At 58.7% G+C, this 19,545-nt stretch carries 18 protein-coding genes; 6 read left to right on the top strand and 12 right to left on the bottom strand.

Annotated elements, in window-relative coordinates; all coding sequences use genetic code 11:
- The coding region (locus HK44_RS00210) for a DUF2784 domain-containing protein (RefSeq protein WP_019689619.1) at positions 1 to 374 on the bottom strand (374 nt) is incomplete at its 3' end.
- A 216-nt stretch (positions 375 to 590) separates the two neighbouring features.
- On the opposite strand from HK44_RS00210, the gene HK44_RS00215 reads away from it, so the two are divergent.
- Positions 591 to 1,661: a hypothetical protein gene (locus HK44_RS00215; protein WP_019689620.1), complete on the top strand. Its 1,071-nt coding sequence runs from the start codon at positions 591 to 593 to the stop codon at positions 1,659 to 1,661.
- Positions 1,662 to 1,719: 58 nt separating this feature from the next.
- Here the strand turns inward: HK44_RS00215 and HK44_RS00220 are convergent, their stop codons facing one another.
- The 6 genes from HK44_RS00220 to HK44_RS00245 all read right to left on the bottom strand — a co-directional run bounded on the left by HK44_RS00220 (position 1,720) and on the right by HK44_RS00245 (position 6,359).
- Positions 1,720 to 2,283, bottom strand: a complete 564-nt coding sequence (locus tag HK44_RS00220) for a PqiC family protein (RefSeq protein ID WP_019689621.1) — start codon at positions 2,281 to 2,283, stop codon at positions 1,720 to 1,722.
- Positions 2,284 to 2,298: 15 nt separating this feature from the next.
- Positions 2,299 to 3,954: an intermembrane transport protein PqiB gene (locus HK44_RS00225; protein ID WP_019689622.1), complete on the bottom strand. Its 1,656-nt coding sequence runs from the start codon at positions 3,952 to 3,954 to the stop codon at positions 2,299 to 2,301.
- Positions 3,935 to 4,579, bottom strand: coding sequence for a paraquat-inducible protein A (locus HK44_RS00230; protein ID WP_024264643.1), 645 nt, complete (start codon positions 4,577 to 4,579; stop codon positions 3,935 to 3,937). Before HK44_RS00230 ends, HK44_RS00225 begins: the two co-directional genes overlap by 20 nt.
- On the bottom strand, positions 4,576 to 5,172 hold the full coding sequence (locus tag HK44_RS00235; protein ID WP_019689624.1) for a paraquat-inducible protein A: 597 nt from the start codon (positions 5,170 to 5,172) through the stop codon (positions 4,576 to 4,578). The genes HK44_RS00230 and HK44_RS00235 overlap by 4 nt, the downstream gene beginning before the upstream one ends.
- 203 nt (positions 5,173 to 5,375) lie before the next feature.
- Positions 5,376 to 5,816: a CBS domain-containing protein gene (locus tag HK44_RS00240; protein ID WP_019689625.1), complete on the bottom strand. Its 441-nt coding sequence runs from the start codon at positions 5,814 to 5,816 to the stop codon at positions 5,376 to 5,378.
- A gap of 213 nt (positions 5,817 to 6,029) precedes the next feature.
- Positions 6,030 to 6,359, bottom strand: coding sequence for a hypothetical protein (locus HK44_RS00245; protein WP_019689626.1), 330 nt, complete (start codon positions 6,357 to 6,359; stop codon positions 6,030 to 6,032).
- A 603-nt stretch (positions 6,360 to 6,962) separates the two neighbouring features.
- Between HK44_RS00245 and HK44_RS00250 the strand changes: the two genes are divergently transcribed.
- The gene (locus HK44_RS00250; protein WP_031319259.1) at positions 6,963 to 9,326 is read left to right on the top strand and encodes a DNA polymerase II; all 2,364 of its coding nucleotides are present in this window, start codon (positions 6,963 to 6,965) and stop codon (positions 9,324 to 9,326) included.
- Positions 9,327 to 9,329: 3 nt separating this feature from the next.
- On the opposite strand, the gene HK44_RS00255 is transcribed toward HK44_RS00250, so the two are convergent.
- The gene (locus HK44_RS00255) at positions 9,330 to 10,151 is read right to left on the bottom strand and encodes an aldo/keto reductase (RefSeq protein ID WP_019689628.1); all 822 of its coding nucleotides are present in this window, start codon (positions 10,149 to 10,151) and stop codon (positions 9,330 to 9,332) included.
- A 205-nt stretch (positions 10,152 to 10,356) separates the two neighbouring features.
- Here HK44_RS00255 and HK44_RS00260 point away from each other — a divergent pair, with 205 nt between their 5' ends.
- Positions 10,357 to 10,572: a TOBE domain-containing protein gene (locus HK44_RS00260; protein WP_019689629.1), complete on the top strand. Its 216-nt coding sequence runs from the start codon at positions 10,357 to 10,359 to the stop codon at positions 10,570 to 10,572.
- A 189-nt stretch (positions 10,573 to 10,761) separates the two neighbouring features.
- Here HK44_RS00260 and HK44_RS00265 read toward each other — a convergent pair whose 3' ends face one another.
- The 4 genes from HK44_RS00265 to HK44_RS00280 all read right to left on the bottom strand — a co-directional run bounded on the left by HK44_RS00265 (position 10,762) and on the right by HK44_RS00280 (position 14,810).
- A complete protein-coding gene (locus HK44_RS00265; protein WP_019689630.1) occupies positions 10,762 to 11,661 on the bottom strand; it encodes an ABC transporter permease subunit in 900 nt (299 codons plus the stop codon).
- Positions 11,658 to 12,539 carry an ABC transporter permease subunit gene (locus HK44_RS00270; RefSeq protein WP_162174759.1) on the bottom strand — a complete coding sequence of 294 codons (882 nt, stop codon included), beginning with the start codon at positions 12,537 to 12,539 and terminating at the stop codon, positions 11,658 to 11,660. Before HK44_RS00270 ends, HK44_RS00265 begins: the two co-directional genes overlap by 4 nt.
- Before the next feature lie 29 nt (positions 12,540 to 12,568).
- Positions 12,569 to 13,711 (bottom strand): polyamine ABC transporter ATP-binding protein, encoded by a 1,143-nt coding sequence (gene potA / locus HK44_RS00275; protein ID WP_019689632.1) that lies wholly within the window; start codon positions 13,709 to 13,711, stop codon positions 12,569 to 12,571.
- Positions 13,712 to 14,048: 337 nt separating this feature from the next.
- Positions 14,049 to 14,810, bottom strand: coding sequence for a gamma-glutamyl-gamma-aminobutyrate hydrolase family protein (locus HK44_RS00280; RefSeq protein ID WP_019689633.1), 762 nt, complete (start codon positions 14,808 to 14,810; stop codon positions 14,049 to 14,051).
- A gap of 281 nt (positions 14,811 to 15,091) precedes the next feature.
- On the opposite strand from HK44_RS00280, the gene HK44_RS00285 reads away from it, so the two are divergent.
- The 3 genes from HK44_RS00285 to HK44_RS00295 all read left to right on the top strand — a co-directional run bounded on the left by HK44_RS00285 (position 15,092) and on the right by HK44_RS00295 (position 19,501).
- The gene (locus HK44_RS00285) at positions 15,092 to 16,468 is read left to right on the top strand and encodes a glutamine synthetase family protein (protein WP_019689634.1); all 1,377 of its coding nucleotides are present in this window, start codon (positions 15,092 to 15,094) and stop codon (positions 16,466 to 16,468) included.
- Positions 16,469 to 16,674: 206 nt separating this feature from the next.
- A complete protein-coding gene (locus tag HK44_RS00290; protein WP_019689635.1) occupies positions 16,675 to 18,165 on the top strand; it encodes an aldehyde dehydrogenase in 1,491 nt (496 codons plus the stop codon).
- 55 nt (positions 18,166 to 18,220) lie between these two features.
- A complete protein-coding gene (locus HK44_RS00295; protein WP_019689636.1) occupies positions 18,221 to 19,501 on the top strand; it encodes an NAD(P)/FAD-dependent oxidoreductase in 1,281 nt (426 codons plus the stop codon).
- Positions 19,502 to 19,545: the final 44 nt, after the last annotated feature.

A 19,545-nucleotide genomic window follows, 5' to 3' on the forward strand; every position in this document is an offset into this window, starting at 1 on the left:
TAGGTTGCCCGCGACAGCTTCCGCTGCCTGGCCAGATGCACATAGACAATCACGTTGATGAGAAGCACCAGGCAGCCCAGCCCTAGCTGTATCGCCGGAGTCAGGCCGACCGGGTATATCAACGGCCACACATAGTGCTCGATGAAACTGTCACCGTAACCGCCCTGCCCGGCAGATTGGCGCCAGAGGTTTTCCCAGTGGGTCAGGGGGCAGGTCAACTGGAAGACTTCGACGACCACACCCCACACAACGGCAGGCAGGTGCAACCAGATCAAGTGCCGCCATTTGAGCGTCAACAAGCCGCCGAAAAGCACGAACAGAATGAACAATAGATGAAACAGTGCCAGTCCGTCGGCGGCTATTCGGTAAAGCATGGCGACTCCGTCCTCCGAGTGTTTTCCACAGCCGCGAATATGCGGTTTTGTTGAAGTAGGGCTGCTCGCCTTCACCAAAACCACACGTTCACGCGGTGATTTTTTGTCCTGTCTCTCGCCACCTATACTCAAAATACCATGGTTGGAAATGCTGCTCGTTCCGTTCGGACAGCGTAAAGGTTAGTGCTGCCGTGTCATTTCTAGGGGACTGCGATCTTGAATCTGCGTTTCCTGCTTGTTGTCTTGCTAGTAGTGTTGGCAGGTTGTGCCACGGTACATCGCGCCTCCGAGCCGACTGCGCCGGTTGTGATCCCGGAAGCAACCTGGCAGCAGATTGATCAAGACATAGACGCCGCTTCATTGTCCTCCAAAGAGATAGTCAAACGTTACACGCGCAGCGCCATGGAGCGCTGGAGAGAGATGGTCTACCAGCGCACCGAAACAGATTTCATCCCGTGGTTTACCAGCTATTGGACCCAGCAATGGCTGTCTGCGAAGGTGGGTTGGTACAAGATGAGCAGCGGGGGAGAGGTCGATCCTGTGGTAAACCGATTAACGGTCTACCTACAGGAGCAATACCATGAACGCGTGCTGGACCCTATCGCCAAGGTCACCGATCCCAACGTGATCATGGCCGACGCAATTACCCTCTATTTACAGACTCTGGACGCGCATCTTGTGGAGATCCAGCAGCACTACAGTGCACCTCAAGATCAATTCGACCGTCGACTCAACGATATTCCGGCAATCGCGCTGGCACCTCCCCCCGCACGCAACGCTTCGCTCTATCAAATTGCTCACGCCGAACCGGTTACCAATCTACCTTCCTATCAGGCCTTGATCCAACGAGTCCGCAGCGCTAACAGCGGTGCGGGTGCCGGGTTATCAGACGCCGGTATATCGTCGGTGGCCAAGCGAGCCGGTGAAAAGCTTGAGGGCGAGATCGCCACCCGTAGTGTCGCCGGCGCTGTTGCCGCGGCAGTGGGCCGAGTGGCGGGGGCCGTAATTTCTGTGGTGACAGAGAGTATTGGTGCCGTCTCGAACGAGAATGATCGAGCGGAGACCGAAGTACAGCTACGCAAAAGCCTGGGCGACGCGTTCGACAAAGCGTGGCTTGGGTTGATAGAGAACGAGGCCAATGGGGTAATGGCGGGGGTCTACTACATTTCGGGGCAGATAGAAGGCAGTCTCTCCAAAAACTTGCCGGTCGCGCCTGAACCTGCGCCGTTAGTGTCTCCTCTGCAAGGCGATCAGATTCCCATGCAAGGCGGTCAGGCTATTCAGTAAGAAAGAGGTGACTACAGCAGCCTGTTAGACGCTCGCCACGGGCATGAACACCTGTCCGCTACTCAGCAGGAGGACATCCGTTAAAGGGTGCGCTGGCCATTTTGCTGATGAGGCTGGCCAGTCGTTTGACGTTTTTCTGATGGGCCGCCACTAGATCATCAATGGTTGGGCCTGCCGACGTTTGCAACGTTGTGCGGCAGGTCAGCGGTGCGTTGCTTGCATCGGATCCTGCAGTTTTCAGGCGCCATTTCACATCGACGAGCGCGTATTGGCCGGGAATAGAATCAAAGCGCTGCACATCCACCCGCAGCGATACATTGCGCTGAGCCACCATGCCGGACAACTGATCGACCAAGGCACTTTTGAACTCATCGGACAGGCTGGCCCCCCACCATTCGGTTTCCAGAATTGCCAGGCCACTGTTGCCTTGGCGAATGACGATTTGCGGTCGGTCGACCTGGGGTGGCACGGTGACCCGCTCAATCTGGATATCGGTACTGCCACGCGAGCCTGTGGCCGGCTGGGCCGGCGGGGTCAGGGTGTGGTAATGAATCGGATCACTGCGGCATGCAGCGAGCAAAACGACCAGACTGAGCAACGAAACTTTCAGTGATAAAGACATCGGTTTGCTCCTGGCTCAGTTGCTCGAAGACGGTTGCAGGTCTTGTGCCTGGGCACCTTTAGGGCGCCCGCGTACCAGGGATTCCGGATGGCGGGTCAGGTAGTCTGACAATTCACGCAGCGAGCGTGATGCGCGCCCGAGTTCATCCAGGGTTTCACTCAATTGCTCACGCTGTGGCGAGCCTTCGGCGAGGGTCGAGCCGGCCGATTGCAGGGTTTTGCTCATGTCCTGCAAGGTGTTCTGTACACCAGGCAGTGTCTTGCTGTTGACCTGTTTGAGGCTTTTACGCAGTTCTGTCAGGTTGTCATCGAGGTTGTTGGCGATGTGCTCGATTGGCAGCTTGTTGATCTTGTCGACCATCGCCTGGAGCTGCTCTTGCAGCTGTTCGAGACTGGCGGGAACGGTAGGTATCCTGACCGGCCGGGCGTTGGGATCGAAGACAACTTTTTCGGCTTTGGGGAAGAAGTCCAGCGCAATGTACAACTGCCCGGTCAATAAGCTGCCACTGCGGGCCTGAGCGCGCAGGCCGTTTTCGACAAACGTGCCCATAAGCCGGATGCCGGCCTGTTCGTCGTCGGGGTTGTGGCTCAAGACCTTGAGCATCTTGGTATGGGCCTGCCCCAAGCGTTGAGGGTAGATCACGATGCCCACGTTGATGGGGAAACTGCGGGTCTTCTCGTCAAAGTCCAGATTGATCGCGACCACCTTGCCGATTTCCAGTCCCTGGAATTCCACAGGGGCATCCACCTTAAGCCCACGCAATTCCTGATTGAAACGCAACGAAAGGAATTGCGCCTTGCCGTTGGGCGGGGCAAGGGCGGTCTGCTGATCGTCGAACAGCTCGAAGTTCTTGTCTTCGGCCGCCGGTTGGTCGTTGGGGCTGTAGTCTGGAGTGCGAAAGGTGATTCCGCCCACCAGCATGGCTGACAGTGACTCGGTTTTGAACGCAAAGCCATTCGCGCCCACATCGATGGCGATACCACTGACGTTCCAGAAACGAGTGTTTTCGGTGACATGGACATCGTTCGGCGCCTTGACGAAGACCTGGATATCCACACCCTTGCCCTCCGCATCCAGGGTATAGGCGACCACTTGGCCCACCGGAATTTTGCGGAAATAAACAGGAGAGCCAATTTCCAGTGAGCCGAGATCCTGGGTGTGCAACATGAAATGCTTGCCCGGTTCACCAAAGGTGAGGGGCGGCGGGGCCTCAAGGCCGGTGAAGGTTTTGGCGCGTGCATCGGCGCGGCCGGCGTCGGCGCCGACAAAGGCACCCGAGAGCAAGGTGTCGATTCCAGACACGCCGCCTGCGCCAATACGTGGCCGCACGACCCAGAACTTAGAATCTTCGCGGGTGAAGGATTCAGCCTGCTTGACGAGTTTCACCGTGGCGTTGACGCTCTTCTGATCATCGCTCAATTCGACGTCTGAGACATGGCCGATCACCACGTTGCGGTATTTGACCTCGGTCTTGTTGGCGATGAGACCTTCGCCGGTCTTGAAGTTGAGAATGATGGTTGGCCCTTGTTGCAGTATGTTATGCACCACCAGGGACACCCCGACCAGCACCGCGACGATCGGCACGATCCATACCAGCGAAATACTCCAGCGACGAGTCTTGATGTTGGCGTGGCCGGGGACTGGCTGTTTCTCAGTGGCTTGCGACTCCATCCATGACCTCCTCCGATTTTCGTTTTTCCCAAATCAGGCGCGGGTCGAAACTCATCGCCGAGAGCATGGTGAACACCACCACCAGACCAAAGAACAGTATCCCCAGGCGGGGCTCGATATCGCCCAGCGCCTGGAATTTCACCAGCGCCGCCACCAATGCGACGACAATCACATCGAGCATCGACCAGTAGCCGATCAACTCGACGAAACGATAGAGTTTTGAACGCTCTTTGCGAGCCCAGAGGCTACCGCGTTGTACCGTGATCAGCAGCAGCGAGAGGGCCACGAACTTGATGCCCGGCACCGCGATACTGGCGATGAAAATGATCAGCGCAATGTCCCAGGCACCATGCTCCCAGAACTCCATCACGCCGCCGATGATGGTGCTTTCAGAGTCACTGCCAAACATGCTGGTGTTCATGACCGGCAACAGATTGGCCGGGATATAAAATACCATTGAGGCCAATAGGTAGGCCCAGGTCCGGGTCAATGAGTTGGCTTTGCGGGCATGCAAGGGTGCGCCACAGCGCTCGCACTCGTGTGGGTGGTCGGTCAAGTCGCAGGCATTGCCGCAGCTGTGGCACAGGCAAAGGTTGAGATCGCGGGCTTCAGGTGCCGTGTTCATAGGGTGTCCCACAGGTCGCGAACATCGCGGCCGGCAATCCGGATCAGCAGCAAGCTCAGCACCGAGAGGGCAAACAGGCCGACGCCGGGCAGCACATCAAGCAGGCCTGCAAGTTTGAACACCGAGACCATTGCCCCCAGCAGGCAAACCTCAAGCATGCTCCAGGGCCTTAGCGTTTCCAGCCAGCGCATGCACAGCCTGAATGCCGGTGAGCGCCTGGCCATGAGGGCGAAACTCAACACCCAGACCAGCAACAGCAGTTGAATGATGGGCGCGATGATCATGGCGATGGCTGCAACCATGGCCATGAAGGTGATCGGTCCCTGGCTGAGCGCCAGCACCGAGTCCCATAAGGTGGCGCTATTTTTCAGGCCTTTTAGGCTGATGCTCATCACCGGATAGAAGTTGGCGAAAATCCACAGGACGGCAGCCGTCAGGCTCAAGGCCAGGCGTTGCTCCACTGACAATCCGTTGTAGCGCTGAAGTACCCCGCCACAACGCGTGCACAGGGCGGTTTGATGTTTGGCGAGCGCAACTTTTTCATACACGCAATCGCAATGTTCACAGATGATCAAATGATCAGTCCTGGTCATGGTTCGCGCTCAGGGGAAGTCGGAAGCTACAGGCCGTTAAATGAATATAGAAGTCCCTCGCGATAGAGCAAATCCAAAGTGCGAGGCTTGAGACAAAACGGGAGGGCAAGCGGTGGTAGCTTGCGGCCTTCATCACCAACAACTGCGAGTTCTTGAGGATCGAGAGCGCGCAGTCAGTGGTCCGGGGTGATGGGCGAGGGGAGTTATTCGCCGCGAATGTACTGTTCCAGCTGCTGGATCAGTTCGGCCTGCTCGGCAATGGCTTCCTTGACGAGGTCGCCGATGGACAACAAGCCCAACAGTTGGCCATTTTCCACCACCGGCAAATGACGCAGGTGCTTGTCGGTCATGATATTCATGCAGGTTTGCACGGATTGATGGGAGTCCACCGTGATCACTGGCGAGTTCATGATGTCGCTGACGGGCGTACCGACCGAGGAGCGACCTTTGAGCACCAGTTTGCGCGCATAGTCGCGTTCACTGATCACGCCAACGATTCGACCGTTTTCGAGTACCGGCAATGCACCGACGTTTTTTGCGGCCATGACCATCAGGGCTTCGAGCACCATCTGATGCGAGTTGATGGTATGAACCTGCTGGTTCTGTTCGGCCTTTAACTTGAGCAGCTGCGCGACGGTCTTCATGAGGGCCTCTCCGGTGTTGTATTTATCAGGCGTCGCCAAGCGCGTTGACGCTTATACAGAATCATAGACGCAGGCCAACAGAGCAAGAGGGCAAAGCGGCGTTCAGGGGTTCTAAAAGCGTCATCGAAGGGTGTTTACTTTATCCGCAGTGTCGTTTCGCTCCTGGCAGTCGCTGATAACCCGGGCGGGCTATCAGCTTCCTGGCAGACTCGCTTAGCAGTAGCGGTCGATCACGTACACGTCAGACTGACCCTGCGCACTCTTCCACGCCTGATTCAGCGTCTCAAGAACGCGCCCGACATAGTCTTTGTCGGCGGCGGCTTTCTTGCCAACATAACCCTGGCCGCGACGGTACATCTTCAGGCGGGCACGCAAGTCACGTTTGTTCTTTTCGAACTCATCTTCATGGGCGTGGGGCGACAGGCAGTCGATATGCACCTGGCCAGACTCGGCAATCCACAGGATATGGCTGTCATGGCTGTCTTTTTGTGCTGCGAACATCCGAGCCAGTTCATCAATAGTCGGTTGATTGTTCAGATTCATTTGTAAGCCCCTTGACCAGTGTTTGATCTGTCTAGTTGGTTCGCTAATTCACTTCTCTGCATCGGTAAGTTGATATCTGGTACCGAAACCAGGGCGACAGTGGGTGTCTGCCGAATATCGGCAGGGCCTTGAGCAGGATGCATGTAGTCTTGCCGAGAAACTGCTACGCACGTGCGGCACAGCGGGGAGAAACAGCGATTACCTGGATGTTGCTACCGACATTATTCAGCTCGGGCACAAGCATCTTGAGGATTGATCGCCAGCGTTTCTCGTCCTTGTACTGGACGCTCATGCTGGGTCAGCTTCATCAATCTGCCTTGTGGGCAGTACACATCCGGTAGCAGCTCGGCGGTCAGTCGAGCTTTTTCACAACACTTTTGCCAATGCTCCCGATCGGGGAGACGTCCGCATCATGCAAGGGGAAAAACAACTCGTCAACGGTTTTGTAGTGAATATTTTAAATCACTACATAAAACGCGTTGGCGCCTGCAGGGTCGGCCTAGAGCCTTGTCCTACAATCACTTGCGGGACAAACGCAAAGGCAGCCTTGAGCATCGATGACGCGTAGAATCACCCAGTGAAATAGTCTTCGAGGTTGCAGTGGTGGATTTACAGCAGGGCTTCGTCTTGACCCGGCATTGGCGCGATACCCCGGCCGGCACGCAAGTCGAGTTCTGGTTGGCGACCGATCAAGGCCCAAGGCTTGTCCGGCTGCCGGTTCAGCCGTCGGTGGCGTTCATTCCCGAGCAACAGCGCGAGCAGGCCGAGTTGCTGTTGCGTGGCGAACAGGGTGTCGAGCTTCGCCCGCTGGGGTTGCAGGATTTTCAGCATCGGCCGGTGTTCGGGCTGTATTGCCAGCAGCACCGCCAGTTGATGCACCTCGACACGCTGTTGCGCAGGGCCGGTGTCGATGTCTTCGAGGCGGACATTCGTCCGCCGGAACGCTACCTGATGGAGCGTTTCATCACCGCACCCGTGTCGTTCACGGGAACGGCGGACGACTCCGGCACACTGCTCGACGCTCATCTCAAGCCTGCGCCGGACTATCGCCCGCGCCTGAAGCTGGTTTCGCTGGATATCGAAACCACCGAGCAGGGCGAGCTGTATTCGATTGCACTGCAAGGCTGTGGGCAGCGCCAGGTCTACATGCTCGGGGCACCAAATGGCGATGACGCGTTGGTGGACTTTGCGCTTGAGTACTGCGACTCCCGAACCCTGTTGCTGAAAAAACTCAACGAGTGGTTTGCGCTCCATGACCCCGACGCAATCATCGGCTGGAACCTTGTGCAATTCGACCTGCGCGTGCTGCACGAGCATGCCCGACGCCTGGCTGTGCCGTTGCGTTTGGGGCGTGGCGGCGAGGAGATGCAGTGGCGCGAACACGGCTCGGGCAACAATCACTTCTTTGCCGCCGCGGCTGGCCGGCTAATCATTGACGGCATCGAGTCGCTGCGCTCGGCGACCTGGAGCTTCCCTTCGTTCAGCCTGGAAAACGTCGCGCAGACGCTGCTGGGTGAAGGCAAGTCGATCGACAATCCGTACCAGCGCATGGACGAAATCAACCGCATGTTTGCCGAGGACAAGCCCGCACTGGCGCGCTATAACCTCAAAGACTGCGAACTGGTCACGCGGATCTTCCACAAGACCGAACTGCTGACCTTTTTGCTCGAGCGCGCCAGCGTCACCGGTTTACCGGCTGATCGCAGCGGCGGTTCGGTTGCGGCCTTCACTCACCTCTACATGCCGTTGATGCACCGTCAGGGCTTTGTCGCACCGAACCTTGGCGAACGTCCGCCGCAGGCCAGTCCCGGCGGGTTTGTCATGGATTCGCAGCCGGGGTTGTATGAGTCGGTGCTGGTGCTCGACTACAAGAGCCTGTACCCGTCGATCATCCGGACCTTTTTGATTGACCCGGTGGGGCTGGTGGAGGGCTTGCGCCACCCCGACGACAGCGAGTCGGTGCCGGGTTTTCGTGGTGCGCGTTTCTCGCGAACGCGGCACTGCCTGCCAGCGATTGTCGCCCGTGTATCGGAAGGCCGGGAAGTCGCCAAGCGCGAGCACAATGCGCCGCTTTCCCAGGCCCTGAAAATCATAATGAATGCGTTCTATGGCGTGCTCGGGTCCAGTGGCTGCCGGTTTTTCGATACGCGCCTGGCGTCATCGATCACCTTGCGCGGGCACGAGATCATGCTCAAGACTCGCCAGTTGATCGAGGCGCAAGGGCACGCGGTGATCTATGGCGACACCGACTCGACCTTCGTCTGGCTGCGGCGTGCGCATGGTCAGGAAGAAGCGGCGCAGATTGGCCGATCTCTGGTCGAACACGTCAACCAGTGGTGGCGCGATCACTTGCTGAAGGAGTTCGGGTTGCACAGCGTGCTCGAACTGCAATTCGAAACGCACTTTCGACGATTTCTGATGCCGACCATTCGAGGCGCAGAAGAGGGCAGCAAGAAGCGCTATGCCGGGCTGGTGACACGCGCCGACGGCACTGACGAAATGGTCTACAAAGGCCTGGAAGCCGTGCGCACCGACTGGTCGCCTCTGGCCCGGCAATTTCAGCAGGAGCTCTACCTGCGAATCTTTCACCGTCGGCCTTATCAGGATTACGTTCGCGAGTTTGTCCGTGCGACGTTGGCCGGTGAGCACGATGACCTGCTGATCTACCGCAAGCGCCTGCGCCGGCCATTGGACGACTATCAGCGCAACGTACCGCCTCATGTGCGGGCCGCCCGCCTGGCCGACGAATACAATGATCGGCAGGGCCGGCCACTGCAGTATCAACGCGGCGGCTGGATCAGTTACGTAATCACGGTGGCGGGACCTGAACCGCTGGAAACCCGCAGTGCGCCGATTGACTACGACCATTACGTCAGTCGCCAGTTGCAACCGGTGGCCGACGCGATTCTGCCATTTGTTGACGACGATTTCGGCACACTGATTGGCGGGCAATTGGGCTTGTTCTAAGCCTCAGACCATCGCCAGCCGATGCTTGCGGCTGGGGGCACGAAATGCTCGATCAAGCGCCTGAAGATCTTCCGCATCGAGCTTCAATTCGCCGGCGGCAGCGTTCAACTGCACGTGTTCGGGATGTACGGCTTTGGGGATGGCAATCACGCCGTCCTGACGCAGAATCCAGGCCAGTGACACTTGGGCCGCAGTGACGTTAAGGCGTGCGGCGATCTGCTTCAGTGTCGGTTCGAACAAGAGGCTCCCGGCCTGGGCAATCGGACAATAAGCCATCAACGGCATGCGCTGTTGCTGGCACCAGGGCAGCAGGTCGAATTCGATACCGCGCTCCTCAAGGTTGTAGAGCACCTGATTGGTGGCGCAGGCGTCCGAGCCCAATTCGTGCAAGTCCGCCACATCGAAATTGGACACGCCCCAACGGCCAATCTTGCCGTCGTCGCGCAGGCGTTCGAAAGCATCGACGGTCTCTGCGAGCGGAAACTGGCCGCGCCAGTGCAGCAGATACAGATCGATGTAGTCGGTTCCCAAACGGCGCAAGCTGCGTTCGCAGGCCAGGGGAATACCGCGTTGGCTGGCGTTGTGCGGGTAGACCTTGCTGACCAGAAACACCCGATCGCGAACACCGGCAATGGCTTCGCCAACCACTTCCTCTGCACCACCTTCGGCATACATTTCTGCGGTGTCGATCAGGGTCATTCCCAGATCGATGCCGGTGCGCAATGCGGCGATTTCACGGGTTCGTTGTCGTGGGTCTTCACCCATGCGCCAGGTGCCCTGACCAATGACAGGGACAGGCACGCCAGCCAGTTCGAGCGTTCGCATCACAACCTCCAGACGAGACTTGTTGAATAGAAATTGGGCCGCAGCGAAGCCAGGAGGTTCTATCGCACACTCGACGCCATCCATTGCATATATTTAAAAGGAATAAATATCTAGTTATTTATTCCTTTGTTCCGTATTCAATCAGGTGCATTTTAAGGCCATGCACAGCCGTGCTCATGTAGCCATTTCGACAGGAAGCCTAGTCATGACCATCAAAGCAATCAACGTCCGCAATCAGTTCAAAGGCATCGTCAAGGAAATCCTGGAAGGGCCGGTGGTCTCTGAAGTCGATGTGCAAACCGCCTCTGGTGTTGTCACTTCGGTGATTACCACGCGCTCGATTCGCGATCTCGAGTTGGTGGTGGGGAGCGAGGTCATCGCGTTCGTCAAATCCACCGAGGTATCGATCGCCAAGCTCTGACGATAGTGGGATAACTGCGAAAAGCAAAAAGGGCGCCCGAGGGCGCCCAAAATCACCTTAACCGAGGAGCCAGGTGAGGCCGTTCGTGTAACTGCGGCGGTGGTAAGGCGCTGCATGAACGGTATTGCGTGGCACACCCAAAGGCGCACCGTTATCTGTTCAGTGCTGTCGCGATGAAACGCGACGGTGTTAAGTCGTCGCACCGATCTGTTGGGTAACTGGTCGTTGTGAAGCCGGTTGCTTCCAGGATTCGCTCGCGGTCTGATCCATGGCTTCCTGGATCGCGCGCTTGCGAGTGGCTTCGGCCTTGCGACTGAAGTACCAGACCATGAAGGTCACGATCGATACCGCCAGCAGAATCAGGCTGGCCACGGCGTTGATCTCCGGTTTCACACCCAGACGCACGGCCGAGAACACTTCCATCGGCAAGGTCGTGGAGCCCGGTCCGGAGACGAAGCTCGCCAGCACCAGATCGTCCAGCGACAGGGCGAACGACATCATGCCGCCGGCGGCCAGCGAGGGCGCGATCATCGGAATGGTGATCAGGAAGAACACCTTCAAGGGCCGTGCACCGAGGTCCATGGCCGCCTCTTCGATGGACAGGTCCAGCTCACGCAAGCGCGCCGATACCACCACCGCCACATAGGCGGCGCAGAACGTGGTGTGGGCGATCCAGATGGTGACGATGCCACGTTCCTGCGGCCAGCCAATCATCTGCGCCATCGCCACGAACAGCAGCAACAGCGACAGACCGGTGATCACTTCCGGCATCACCAACGGCGCGGTGACCAGGCCGCCGAACAGCGTGCGGCCCTTGAAGCGGGTCACGCGGGTCAGCACGAAAGCGGCCAGCGTGCCCAGCGCTACGGCGGCAATCGCGGTGTAGCAGGCGATTTCCAGCGAGCGCACCACCGAGCCCATCAGTTGGGTGTTGTCCAGCAGGCCGACGTACCACTTCACCGACCAGCCGCCCCAGACCGTCACCAGTTTCGAGGCGTTGAACGAGTAGATCACCAGAATCAGCATCGGCATGTAGATGAACAACAGGCCGAGCACCAGCATCATTCTTGAAAATCCGAAACGGTTCATGCCCGTCCCTCCATCTCTTTGGCTTGGCTGCGGTTGAACAGGATGATCGGCACAATCAGGATCGCCAGCATCACCACCGCCAACGCGGACGCCACCGGCCAGTCACGGTTGTTGAAGAACTCCTGCCACAGCACGCGACCGATCATCAGGGTTTCCGGGCCACCGAGCAGTTCCGGAATCACGAACTCACCCACCACCGGAATGAACACCAGCATGCAGCCTGCGATGATGCCGTTCCTGGCCAGCGGGACAGTGATTTTCCAGAAGTTGTTGAAGTTGCTTGAACCCAGGTCCGATGCGGCCTCCAGCAGACTTCCGTCATGCTTGACGAGGTTGGCGTACAGCGGCAGCACCATGAACGGCAGGTACGCATACACCACGCCGATGTAGACCGCAGTGTTGGTGTTGAGGATTTCGATCGGCTCTGAAATCAGCCCGGTCCAGAGCAGGAATGCATTGAGCAAACCGTTGTTGCTGAGGATGCCCATCCACGCATACACGCGGATCAGGATCGCCGTCCAGGTCGGCATCATGATCAGCAGCAGCAAGACGTTCTGCGCTTCCTTGCTGGCCTTGGAAATCGCGTAGGCCATCGGGAAACCGATCACCAGGCACATCGCCGTGCTGAGGGCGGCCATTTTCAGGGAGCCCAGATAAGCCGAGATGTACAGCTCATCGTCGCCCAGCATGGCGTAGTTGCCGAGGTTCAACAGCAGCTGGAATTTCTGTTCAGCGAAGCTGTAGATCTCGGAGTAGGGTGGGATGGCCAGGGCTGCTTCGGAAAAACTGATCTTCATCACCAGGAAAAACGGCAGCATGAAGAACAGGCACAGCCACAGGAATGGAATACCGATCACGACTTTACGGCCGCTCGGCAAAAACCGCTGAAACTGCTGAGTGAGAGTGTTCATGCGCGCAGTACCACGCCGCTGTCGTCTTCCCACCAGACGTAGACCTGATCGTCCCACGTCGGGCGTGTGCCACGGCGTTCGGCGTTGGCCATGAACGACTGCACGATCTTGCCGCCAGGCAGCTCCACGTAAAACACCGAGTGCCCGCCGAGGTAAGCGATGTCATGCACCTTCCCCTGGGACCAGTTGTAACGGGTCTCGGGTTTGACGGTGCTGACCAGCATTTTTTCCGGGCGGATGGCGTAGGTGATCGACTTGTCCTGCACCGACGTGCTCACGCCGTGACCGACATAGATCTTCTGTTCCAGGTCCGGGCTGTGAATGATCGCGTGACCTTCCAGGTCTTCTACAACGGTGCCGTCGAAAGCGTTCACGTTGCCGATGAATTCGCAGACCATGCGGCTGACCGGCGCTTCATAGATGTCGACCGGGCTACCGATCTGGGCGATCCAGCCCAGGTGCATGATCGCGATGCGTTGGGCCATGGTCATGGCCTCTTCCTGGTCGTGGGTCACCATCACGCAGGTCACGCCGACGCGCTCGATGATTTCCACCAGTTCGAGTTGCATCTGCGAGCGCAGCTTTTTATCCAGTGCGCCCATCGGCTCATCGAGCAACAGCAGTTTTGGCCGTTTGGCCAGCGAGCGGGCCAGCGCCACACGCTGGCGCTGACCGCCGGAGAGCTGGTGCGGCTTGCGCTTGGCGTACTGGGTCATGTGCACCAGCCTGAGCATTTCTTCGACGCGGGCTTCGATTTCACTGGCGGGCAGACGGTCCTGCTTCAGGCCGAAGGCAATGTTCTGTGCCACGGTCATGTGCGGAAACAGCGCGTAGGACTGGAACATCATGTTGATCGGCCGCTCGTACGGCGGCATATCGGTGATGTCCACGCCATCGAGGTAGATCCGCCCTTCGGTCGGTCGCTCAAAGCCTGCCAGCATGCGCAGGAGTGTCGATTTGCCGGAACCCGAACCGCCCAGCATGGCGAAGATTTCGCCTTGGTGGATGTCCAGGGACACATCGTCTACGGCAATGGTTTCGTCAAATTTCTTGGTTACGCGGTCGACTCTCACCAGAACCTTTTTCGGTTGCTGATTACCTTCTAGAGCCTTCCTGTAAATGCTGGAGGCGTTTGCCATGTGAAACTCCCAACAGGTGTCAGTCGTCGGGCCAATACGGCCTGACTTAATAGTTGATTGCGAACCCGTACCGGATACGGTCCCACCTGTAGGAGCTGAGCTTGCTCGCGATGAGGCCCTGACAGTCGACATCAATGCTGACTGTCAGGCTGCCATCGCGAGCAAGCTCGGCTCCTACAGGGTTACCCGTACCGGCCTGGGCTAATTCGGCGCCGCCGTCCTGGCTGCCTGGTCGTACTTGTTGTTATTGCGGTGTGTCGTTTTCGTGAGTCACGGGTGCGCAAGGGCGCGCCCGCCCGACTCACGTGGGCAGTAAATGGATTAATCGAGTGTCAAGTCAGCGGGTATTACGCAGCGCGGCCCGTTGTCGGCACGCCTCGCCAAACGCCTGGAAAATACTCAAGTAGGGAGGGTTGGCCAGGACCTGCCATTCCGGGTGCCATTGCACGCCGAGGGCGAAGGCCTTGCTGTGCTCAACGGAGATCGCTTCGATCAAGCCGTCGGGAGCGATGGCTTCGGCGCGCAGGCCGGGGGCCAGTCGGTCGATGCCTTGGCTGTGAATCGAATTGACCTGGAACACCTGCGGCAATTCCAGCGCTTGGAACACACCGCCCGGTTGCACGTTGACCGCATGAGCCGGTGCGTACTGCACCGCCAGGTCCGGATGATCCGCTTCCCGGTGATCAAGCATGCCGGGCAATTCGTGGACCTTCTGATGCAAGCTGCCACCGAACGCCACGTTCATTTCCTGAAAGCCGCGACAAATACCGAGTACCGGAACACCGGCGGCAATCGCTGCACGCAATAAGGGAAGGGTGGTGCTGTCCCGGGCAGGATCGTGATCCGTGCCGGGTGCGCTGGCGGGGCCTTGATAGTGGAAGGGCTCCACATTCGACGGCGAACCGGTCAGCAACAAACCATCGAGATGCGCGAGCAGCTCATCAATCTCGGTTAGTTCGCCTAAGGAAGGAATGACCACCGGCAGCCCCAGAGCCGCGACGCTGACAGCACGCAAGTACTTGTCGCCGCTGACGTGGTAGGGGTGCAGGCCAATCTGTTTGACGCACGCAGTAACGCCGATCAATGGCTTGAGTGCCATTTTTATCACCTCGAAGTTTCACACTTGAACGAGCTTTTCCGGAGCTTAGCCTCGTTGATTTTAATTAACAACTCTCATGTAAAAAATTCTAAACGAAAAAGCGGCCGGGAATCCGGGCTGGCGTGGGTTTGAGGCAGTAAATGGGGCGATGAGTGGCTGAAGCGGCCAATAAATTCAACGTGAAAGGCGCTTTGTTCGCTATTGACTTCACTTTGCCTTTCGGATTGACTGGGCTCGTGAAAGGGCGGTGAACATAATAATTAACAGCTAATAGGTGCATCATGTCGGTCCCTCTGCGTGCCGTTCAACTCAACGAAGCAAACGCATTCCTTAAGAAATATCCTGAGGTTTTGTACGTCGACCTTCTGATTGCGGATATGAACGGTGTGGTGCGCGGCAAGCGCATCGAGCGCACCAGTCTTCATAAGGTTTACGAAAAAGGCATTAACCTGCCGGCGTCCCTGTTCGCTCTGGACATCAACGGTTCCACGGTGGAAAGCACCGGCCTGGGTCTGGACATCGGCGACTCCGACCGAATCTGCTACCCGATTCCCGGCACCCTGAGCATCGAGCCTTGGCAGAAGCGCCCCACCGCGCAACTGTTGATGACCATGCACGAACTCGAAGGCGAGCCGTTCTTTGCCGACCCGCGTGAAGTGCTGGCCAATGTGGTGCGCAAGTTCGACGACATGGGCCTGACCATCTGCGCCGCGTTCGAACTCGAGTTTTATCTGATCGACCAGGACAACGTGAACGGTCGTCCGCAATCGCCACGTTCGCCGGTCTCCGGTAAGCGTCCGATGTCGACCCAGGTGTACCTGATCGACGACCTCGACGAATACGTCGACTGCCTGCAAGACATCCTCGAAGGCGCGAAAGAGCAGGGCATCCCAGCCGACGCCATCGTCAAGGAAAGCGCCCCGGCGCAGTTCGAAGTGAACCTGCACCACGTCTCCGACCCGATCAAGGCCTGCGACTACGCGGTGCTGCTCAAGCGTCTGGTGAAGAACATCGCCTACGACCATGAAATGGACACCACCTTCATGGCCAAGCCGTATCCGGGCCAGGCGGGCAACGGTCTGCACGTGCACATTTCGATTCTCGACAAGGAAGGCAACAACATCTTTGCCAGCGAGGATCCCGAGCAGAACGCCGCACTGCGTCACGCGATCGGCGGTGTGCTCGAGACCCTGCCGGCGCAGATGGCCTTCCTCTGCCCGAACGTCAACTCGTACCGTCGTTTCGGCGCACAGTTCTACGTGCCGAACTCGCCAAGCTGGGGCATCGACAACCGCACCGTTGCAGTCCGCGTGCCGACCGGTTCTGCAGACGCCGTGCGTATCGAGCACCGCGTCGCTGGCGCCGATGCCAACCCGTACCTGCTGATGGCCTCGGTGCTGGCCGGTATTCACCACGGCCTGACCAACGAAATCGAACCCGGCCCACCGGTCGAAGGCAACAGCTACGAGCAAAACGAACAGAGCCTGCCGAACAACCTGCGCGATGCACTGCGCGAACTGGACGACAGCGAAGTCATGGCCAGGTACATCGACCCGCTGTACATCGACGTGTTCGTGGCGTGCAAGGAAAGCGAGCTGGCCGAGTTCGAGAACTCCATCTCGGACCTTGAGTACAACTGGTATCTGCACACGGTCTGACGGCCAAACACCCGTCGGCTAAGGATGAGGGGGTGTACACAAAACATGTGTGCACCGCGAATCCCCTGTAGGAGCTGAGCTTGCTCGCGATAGCGGTGGATCAGTCGCCATCAATATTGAATGTGATGGCCTCATCGCGAGCAAGCTTTGCTCCTACAAGGCAATCGGTCCGACGATCACCTATTCCTCTGCGTTGAGTCACTTCAATGGCAATTACTCGCAGCGACTGGGAGCAACGCTTCCAGTCCTTGACAATCGAAGGTCGGGCATTCATTGACGGCCACTACTGCTCGGCACTCAGCCGCGACACGTTTGAATGCGTGAGCCCGGTGGACGGCCGCTTTCTGGCGAATGTCGCCAGTACCGACGAAGCCGACGCGAATGTGGCGGTGCAGGTTGCGCGCCGGGCGTTCGAGTCCGGCGTCTGGGCCAAGCTGGCTCCGGCAGAGCGCAAGCGCATCCTGATTCGTTTCGCCGATCTGATTCTGGCGAACCAGGAAGAACTGGCGCTGCTCGAAACCCTCGACATGGGCAAGCCGATCGGCGACGCCATGAGCATCGACATTCCTGCGACCGCCAACGCGATCCGCTGGAGCGCCGAGGCGATCGACAAGATCTACGACGAAGTCGCGGCGACGCCGCACGACCAGTTGGGCTTGGTCACCCGTGAGCCGTCGGGCGTGGTCGCGGCCATCGTGCCGTGGAACTTCCCGTTGATCATGGCCAGCTGGAAGTTCGCACCGGCCCTGGCGGCGGGTAACTCGTTCATCCTCAAGCCTTCGGAAAAGTCACCACTGACGGCGATTCGCATCGCCCAACTGGCACTCGACGCCGGCATCCCGAAAGGCGTGTTCAACGTGCTGCCGGGGTTCGGCCACACCGTCGGCAAGGCGCTGGCGCTGCACATGGACGTCGACGTTCTGGCCTTCACCGGCTCGACGGCAATTGCCAAGCAACTGCTGATCTACGCCGGGCAAAGCAACATGAAACGCGTCTGGCTGGAAGCCGGTGGCAAAAGCCCGAACGTAGTATTTGCCGACGCCCCGGATTTGCGCGCGGCAGCTCAAGCTGCGGCCAGTGCGATCGCCTTCAACCAGGGCGAAGTCTGCACCGCCGGTTCGCGGTTGCTGGTGGAGCGCTCGATTCGCGAGCAGTTCATTCCGCTGCTGGTGGAAGCGCTGCAAGCCTGGAAACCGGGGCATGCCCTGGACCCGGCGACCACCGTCGGCGCAGTCGTCGACCAACGCCAACTGGACAACGTGCTGCGCTACATCAGCATCGGCAAAGAGCAGGGCGCCCAACTGATTGCGGGCGGCAATCGCACCCTTGAAGACACCGGCGGCCTGTACGTGGAACCGGCGATTTTCGACGGTGTGACCAATGCCATGACCATCGCCCGGGAAGAAATCTTCGGCCCGGTGCTGTCGCTGATCACCTTCGACACGGCTGAAGAAGCATTGGCGATTGCCAACGACAGCATCTTCGGTCTGGCGGCCGGGGTCTGGACCAGCAACCTGAGCAAGGCCCACACCTTCGCTCGCGGTTTGCGCGCCGGCAGCGTCTGGGTCAACCAGTACGACGGCGGCGACATGACCGCGCCGTTCGGCGGGTTCAAGCAGTCGGGTAACGGTCGGGACAAATCGCTGCATGCGTTCGATAAATACACCGAACTCAAAGCGACCTGGATCAAGCTCTAACACTTCTACAGCGGCGGTCGCAGGCATGTGCGTGCGACCGTTCGGGAACTCAATCATGCAAAAACATGTAAACAGCTACTACGCCGCAACCCGCAACGAGACCATCGATTTTCCGGTGCTCGAAGGACTGGTCGAGTGCGATGTCTGCGTCATTGGCGCGGGCTACACCGGTTTGTCGTCCGCCCTGTTCCTCAGTGAGGCGGGCTACAGCGTCACCGTGCTCGAAGCCGCCAAGGTCGGCTACGGCGCCAGCGGTCGCAACGGCGGTCAACTGGTCAATTCCTACAGCCGCGACGTCGATGTCATCGAAGAGCGTTACGGCGACAAGACTGCCGAAGTACTGGGCAGCATGATCTTTGAGGGCGCGGACATCATCCGTTCGCGCATCAAGCAGTACGACATCAAGTGCGACTACAAGCCCGGCGGTATTTTCGCGGCGCTGAACAAGAAGCAGCTCAAAGGCCTCGCCGAGCAGAAACGCAGCTGGGAGCGCTACGGCAACAAGAACCTGAGAATGCTCGACGCGGCCGAGATCAAGCGCGAAGTCGGTTGCGACAACTACGTCGGCGGCCTGCTGGACATGCAGGGCGGCCACATCCACCCGCTGAACCTGGCGCTCGGTGAAGCCTCGGCGATCATCGGCCTGGGCGGCAAGATCTACGAGCAATCGGCAGCGGTGGAAATCACCTACGGCGAACCGATCACCGTGCGCACCGCCAAAGGCGTGGTGCGGGCCAAATACCTGCTGATCGCCGGTAACGCCTATCTGCCTCAGGACCTCGACAACCGCGTCACTCGCAAGAGCATGCCCTGCGGTTCGCAGATCGTCGTCACCGAGCCCTTGTCGGCCAAAGTCGCGAAAAGCCTGATCACCCACAACTACTGCGTCGAAGACTGCAACTACCTGCTCGACTACTACCGCCTGACCGCTGACAACCGCTTGCTGTACGGCGGCGGTGTGGTCTACGGCGCGCGCGAACCGGACGACATCGAGCAACTGATCCGCCCGAAAATCCTCAAGACCTTCCCGCAACTGAAGGACGTGAAGATCGACTACCGCTGGACCGGCAACTTCCTGCTGACCATGTCACGCATGCCGCAATTCGGCCGCATCGAGAAAAACGCCTACTACATGCAGGGCTACAGCGGCCACGGCGTCACCTGCTCGCACCTGGCCGGCAAACTGATCTCGGAAATGATCCGCGGCGACGCCGAACGCTTCGACGCGTTCGCCTCCCTGCCGCACATGCCCATGTTCGGCGGCCGCACCTTCCAGGCCCCGCTCACCGCCATGGGCGCCGCGTATTACGCACTGCGTGACCGTTTCGGTATCTAAACGCCACAATCCCTGCGGGCTTGCTCGCGATGGTGGTGTGTCAG

Source organism: Pseudomonas fluorescens HK44 (genome assembly GCF_000217955.3).
GTDB classification, from domain to species: domain Bacteria; phylum Pseudomonadota; class Gammaproteobacteria; order Pseudomonadales; family Pseudomonadaceae; genus Aquipseudomonas; species Aquipseudomonas fluorescens_AQ.